This window comes from Ensifer sp., from assembly GCF_035999185.1.
Classification (GTDB): Bacteria; Pseudomonadota; Alphaproteobacteria; order Rhizobiales; family Rhizobiaceae; genus Ensifer.
Map to the genome: position 1 here is coordinate 1 of NZ_DASYHB010000002.1, position 6,006 is coordinate 6,006.

The 6,006-nt window shown below is 62.9% G+C and carries 6 protein-coding genes; 5 read left to right on the plus strand and 1 reads right to left on the minus strand.

Translation table 11 applies throughout. The features are described 5' to 3' along the window. Positions 1–377 precede the first annotated feature (377 nt). Positions 378–638 (minus strand): accessory factor UbiK family protein, encoded by a 261-nt coding sequence (locus tag VGO04_RS00010; RefSeq protein ID WP_327493900.1) that lies wholly within the window; start codon positions 636–638, stop codon positions 378–380. Positions 639–840: 202 nt separating this feature from the next. On the opposite strand from VGO04_RS00010, the gene lgt reads away from it, so the two are divergent. From lgt to VGO04_RS00035, 5 genes are all read left to right on the plus strand, one after another. Beyond that, positions 841–1,677: a prolipoprotein diacylglyceryl transferase gene (gene lgt, locus VGO04_RS00015; RefSeq protein WP_327493901.1), complete on the plus strand. Its 837-nt coding sequence runs from the start codon at positions 841–843 to the stop codon at positions 1,675–1,677. Positions 1,678–1,734: 57 nt separating this feature from the next. Then, complete coding sequence (locus VGO04_RS00020; protein ID WP_327493902.1) at positions 1,735–2,838, plus strand: class I SAM-dependent methyltransferase; 1,104 nt, start codon at positions 1,735–1,737, stop codon at positions 2,836–2,838. Positions 2,839–3,012: 174 nt separating this feature from the next. Then, the gene (gene pgeF, locus VGO04_RS00025; protein WP_327493903.1) at positions 3,013–3,807 is read left to right on the plus strand and encodes a peptidoglycan editing factor PgeF; all 795 of its coding nucleotides are present in this window, start codon (positions 3,013–3,015) and stop codon (positions 3,805–3,807) included. 1 nt (position 3,808) lies between these two features. Further along, positions 3,809–4,960, plus strand: a complete 1,152-nt coding sequence (locus VGO04_RS00030) for a Xaa-Pro peptidase family protein (RefSeq protein ID WP_327493904.1) — start codon at positions 3,809–3,811, stop codon at positions 4,958–4,960. 84 nt (positions 4,961–5,044) lie between these two features. Then, a complete protein-coding gene (locus VGO04_RS00035) occupies positions 5,045–5,881 on the plus strand; it encodes a hypothetical protein (protein WP_327493905.1) in 837 nt (278 codons plus the stop codon). Positions 5,882–6,006 lie beyond the last annotated feature (125 nt).

Sequence of the window (6,006 nt, forward strand, 5' to 3'; positions counted from 1 at the left end):
ACCGATTAAAATCACACTATGATTGCTGAACTCACATCCATCCTGGCTGACTTACCCTGCCTGGAGCTTACGCGGTTCGTTTCGAATCATCATTTAAAATCAGTGTATAATGGCGGAGTCAGGCTGCCAGCCCCTCGCCCCTAAAATAGCCGTGTACAATCGCGCCTACGTTGTCACGAGAATGAAGCGGTTGAGCTTAACTGACTCTGCCATAAGGGTTTTTTGGCAGTGTCCACAGGTGGAAAACTTTTCATGTTTTATTAACCTGCCTTAACGCCGCCTCAGACGGCGGCGGATGCAGGACAGCAAAACGCCCGCGAAATCGATCCGCGGGCGCCGCTAAAACGCTGAAATGCCGTTATTTCAAGGGAAGCGCGTTACTTGCCATTATCAACGAGACGCGCTTCCAAAGCCTCGATACGGGCAAGAAGCGCATCGTTTTCTTCACGCGCTTTGATGGCCATTTCCTTGACCATCTCGAACTCCTCGCGCTTGACGACGTCGAGCGAGTTCAGCGTGCGTTCGGCCTGCGCGCGGAAGGCGGTCTCGACTTCGCGGCGCACGCCTTGCGCGGCGCCCGCAGCATCGGTCATCAGCTTGGCAAAGTCATCGAGAATGCGGTTGGTGCCAGTGCTCATCGTTGCGATCTCCATTTCAGCCATCGCCTCGCCTTGCGATGCGGTCATGGATTTCAGGTAGGGTCAGCGGCGGGCGGATGCAAGGAAAATCACGCCCCCTCATCACGCGCCTGTGTCCTGAGCCGCCACCCCCGCCCTTGACCGGGCGGAAATCGCTCGCCATGTTCCGCCAAAACAACCGGCCCGGCACGAGAAGAATAAATTGGAAACACTAGCGACCCGCCTCGCCATCCTCCCCTTCCCCGAAATCGATCCCGTCATCGTCCAGATCGGGCCCCTTGCCATCCACTGGTACGGCCTTGCCTATGTCGCGGGTATTCTGCTGGGGTGGTTCTATGCCCGGCGTCTCGCGGTGAATGCGCCGCTCTGGCGCGACAATGCACCGGCCATCACGCTGCAGCAGCTCGACGACTTCCTGCTCTGGGCGGCAGGCGGCATCGTGCTTGGTGGCCGCATCGGCTACATCCTCTTCTACGATCTCGGTTCCGTGCTTGCCAATCCGATCCGGGCGCTCGAGATCTGGAACGGCGGCATGTCGTTCCATGGCGGCTTCCTCGGCACGACGATCGCCATGATCCTGTTTGCCCGCAAGAACAAGATTGCCCTCTGGAGCCTGTTCGACATCGTCGCCGCCGTTGTCCCGATCGGCCTGTTTTTCGGCCGCATCGCCAACTTCATCAACGGCGAGCTCTGGGGACGGCTGTCGTCCATGCCTTGGGCAATCGTTTTTCCGACCGGCGGCCCGTTCGCCCGCCACCCGAGCCAGCTCTACGAAGCCGTGCTTGAAGGCCTCGTCCTGCTCGCCGTTCTCGCCTGGTTCATCTACCGTCGCCAGGCATTCAAGTCGCCAGGTCTCGTCACCGGCATCTTCGTGCTCGGCTATGCACTGAGCCGCATTTTCGTCGAATTCTTCCGCGAACCGGACGCGCAGATCGGCTATCTTGCCGGAGGCTGGCTGACGATGGGCATGCTGCTCTCGTTGCCGATGGCGCTCGCCGGCATCTGGGCGATCGCCCGGGCAAAGCGCGCAGCCGCCTGAGAGCGGAGGTAAGGGCACGCGGTTTTCCGGCCGCGGCCCCGTTAACTGGACAGACGCATGACGACACCACTCGGCGACAAGATCAAGGCGCTGATCCGGGCTCACGGGCCGATCAGCGTCACGGACTATTTCTCTCTGTGCCTCGCGGATCCGGAGCACGGCTACTACCGGGTGCACGAACCCTTCGGCAAGGAAGGCGATTTCACCACCGCACCGGAAATCAGCCAGCTCTTCGGCGAAATGATCGGCGTCTTTCTCGTTCACGCCTGGCAGCAGCACGGCAAGCCCGAGGGCGCCGTGATTGCCGAAATCGGCCCCGGCCGCGGCACGATGATGTCCGATATGCTGCGCGTCGTGCGGCGTCTGGCACCCGACCTCTACGCCTCTTCGAGCGTGCATCTCGTCGAAACCAGCGACCGCCTGCGCAAGATCCAGTCCGAAACGCTGGCCGCCCATGGCAACAAGGTCGATTGGCACACAAGCTTCGAGACCTTGCCCGAGGGCTTTCTGTTGCTTGCCGCCAACGAACTGTTCGACGCCATTCCGATCCGGCAGTTCGTGCGCACGGCGCAAGGGTTTCGCGAACGCATGGTCGGCCTTGACGCCGACGACGAGCTGACCTTCGCCGCCGGCGTCGCCGGCATCGATCCGGATCTTTTGCCGACACCGGCCCAAGGGGTCGCCGAAGGCACGGTCTTCGAGATTGCGCCGGCCCGCGATGCGGTGATGTCGGCCCTTTGCGAACGGCTGAAGATCAGTGGCGGCACCGCCGTGATCATCGACTACGGGCACCTGGCAACTGGCTACGGCGACACCCTGCAAGCGATCCGCGACCACGAATATGACCCGCCGCTCGCCAGTCCCGGCCGCGCGGACCTCACCAGCCACGTCGACTTCGAGCAGCTTGCCCGCCGCGCCAAGACGGACGACGTGCAGATCAACGGGCTGGCCCACCAGGGAGATTTTCTGGTCGGGCTTGGCCTGCTCGACCGTGCCGCAGCCCTTGGCCGCGACAAGGATGCGCTGACCCAGGAAGGCATTCGCCAGGATGTGGAACGGCTCGCCGGAGCGGGTGCTGGAAAGATGGGGGAACTGTTCAAGGTTCTGGCCGTCAGCAGCCCGCCCGTGCCCTTGTCGCCCTTCCGCAAACGCAAGGGGTGACGACCGCGCCCCGCGCGCTTTATCGGATCACCGGACGGCACCCCTGCCGTTCGGGAATTGACAGCCCCGCCATCGCGAGCCAACATCGCGCCGGCAAATCAGCCGCCAGTCGCCGGGCCGGAACGTGCCCTCAAACCCATTGATATCCTTAAGAAAGCAAGGGCGAATATACCGATGCAGCATGATGCCGCGCTTTCCCCAGTACAGAGCTCGCTCTTTAGCGAGAAGGTCGGGCCGGCCATCGCGCATGGTTATTTCACCCGAAAGGGCGGCGTCTCCGAAGGGCTCTATCGCGGCCTCAATGTCGGCCTCGGCTCGCACGACGATCGCAGCCTGGTCAACGAGAACCGCACCCGTGTCGCTTCCTGGTTCGGCGCGCCGCTGGAGCGGTTGGCGACCGTGCATCAGGTCCATTCCCCCGACGCCATCGTGGTCGACGAAACCTATGACGGCGCACGCCCCGAGGCAGACGCGCTGGTAACGGCGACACCCGGCATCGTGCTCGGCGTGCTGTCGGCCGATTGCGGTCCCATCCTCTTTGCCGATGCTGAAGCCAAGGTCGTCGGTGCTGCCCATGCCGGCTGGAAGGGTGCGCTCGGCGGCGTGCTGGAAAGCACCATCGACACCATGGTCTCGCTCGGCGCCCGCCGCGAGCGCATCGTCGCCTGCCTCGGCCCGTCGATCAGCCGCCGCAACTATGAGGTCGGCGCCGAATTCGTCGAGCGCTTCGTTTCGGTGAACGACAGCTATCAATCCTATTTCAGCCCGTCTGAAGGCAACGGTCATTCGATGTTCGACCTGCCGTCCTTCACGATCCGGCGGCTGACCGAGGCTGGCGTTACCGCCGAGAACCTCGACATCTGCACCTATGCCGACGAGGAGCGTTTTTTCTCCTACAGGCGCACGACCCACAGGCAGGAGCCGGACTACGGCCGACAGATTTCCGCCATTTGCATACGAGGAACCTGACATGGCCCTTCAATTTGCCCAGGAAGAATATGCAGGCCGTCTTGAGCGGCTGACGGAGAAGATGCGCGAGGAGAAGCTCGACGCCGTGCTGCTTTTTGCCCAGGAAAGCATGTACTGGCTGACCGGCTACGACACCTTCGGCTATTGCTTCTTCCAGACGCTGGTCGTCAAGAAGGACGGCTCGATGGTGCTGCTCACCCGCTCGGCCGACCTGCGCCAGGCGCGCCACACCTCCAATATCGAGCGCATCGAGATCTGGGTCGACCGGGCCAATGCCGATCCGACCATGGACCTCAAGAACCTCCTGAGCGAACTGGACCTGCTCGGCTGCCGCATCGGCATCGAATACGACACCCACGGCATGACCGGCCGCGTCGCGCGCCTGCTCGACCGCCAGCTCCAGACCTTTGGCGAGCTCATCGACGCCTCGCATCTCGTCAGCCGCCTGCGACTGATCAAGAGCGACGCCGAGATCGCCTATGTCGAAAAGGCCGCAAGCCTTGCCGACGACGCGCTCGATGCCGCCCTGCCGCTGATCCGCCCCGGCGGCAACGAGGCCGACATCCTGGCCGCCATGCAGGGCACGATCCTTGCCGGCGGCGGCGACTATCCGGCCAACGAATTCATCGTCGGCTCCGGCGCCGACGCGCTGCTCTGCCGTTACAAGGCCGGGCGCCGCGTGCTCGATGCCCAGGACCAGCTAACGCTGGAATGGGCAGGCGTCAGCGCCCACTACCATGCCGCGATGATGCGCACCGTCATCATCGGCGAGCCGACCAACCGCCACCGCGAGCTTTACAGCGCCTGCCGAGAGACCATCCAGGCGATCGAGATGGTGCTGCGCCCCGGCAACACCTTCGGCACCGTGTTCGACGTGCATGCCAAGATCATGGACGAGCGCGGCCTTGCCCGCCATCGGCTGAATGCCTGCGGCTATTCGCTCGGCGCCCGCTTCTCGCCTTCCTGGATGGAGCACCAGATGTTCCACCTCGGCAATCCGCAGGAGATCGAGCCGAACATGTCGTTGTTCGTGCACATGATCATCATGGATTCCGACAGCGGCACCGCCATGACGCTTGGCCAGACCTACCTCACCACCACGGACACGCCGCGCGCGCTGTCGCGTTATGGCCTGGACTTCATTTCTGCTTAGGGAAATCCGCCTAGACTTGCTTTGAACGGGCAGACGACAGGAGACGTTTCAAAAACTGCCGCGAAGAAATCGGACGGTTTGAACATGCGAAAGCTCACGACGCCTATTGTTGGACTTGGCCTTGCCGTTGCGCTCGCCGGCTGCAACAGCACCGACATGCTGACGCCACAGGTCGACGTCGGCGCGGGAACCTTCCGCTCGCCGCCAGTGACGCAATCGGACCTCGATTCCATGTCGGCTGAGAGCGTCCCGGTACAGCGCGAACCCGTCAGCCAGACCACCGCCTACTCGCCCCAGCCAGTTGTTTCGAGCACGCCGCCGACGGCCTATGCCCGCGAGGATGCGACCTATACCGATCCGGCCGGCTCGTTCGAGGCGCAGGCAAGCCAGCTTGCCGCCGGCTCCGAGCCCGTCCAGAACACGATCCAGAACCATCAGGCACCCGTTGAACAGACGCCAGTGCAGCACACGCCGGTGCAGCAGGCGGCCGCTGCAGCCGAACAGATCCAAAGTCAGCCGACTGTCGCCTCCCTGCCGAAGGCAAGTGCTGTCGCAAGCGGCACGATCCGTTTCCTGCCGATCATCGGCGCGCCGGTTCAGGCGGTCACGCCACTCTCCAGGCAGCTCGGCGCCGACGCCCGCGCCCGCGGCCTGACGATCAAGGGTTCGGCGGATTCAAGCAGCGAACATATTCTCAAAGGCTATTTTTCGGCGCTGAAGGACGGCGACAAGACCACCGTCGTCTATGTCTGGGACGTGCTCGACGGCAGCGGAAACCGCCTGCACCGCATCCAGGGGCAGGACTCCGTTCCCGGCGGCGGCACGGATTTGTGGAGTGCCGTGCCGGAGACAACCATGCAGGGAATTGCGACGAAAACCATCGACGCCTATCTCGAATGGCGGCAATCTCAGGCCGGTTGACACAAAGTTTTTAGGATATTGGCCTTCGCGGCGCAGCATTCCCCTTGCATTCAAGTTCAGTCTCGCTAAAAAGCGGCCGATCAGCTCTGAACGGCGGCCATCCGCAAAGAATGTCCGCGATTGGA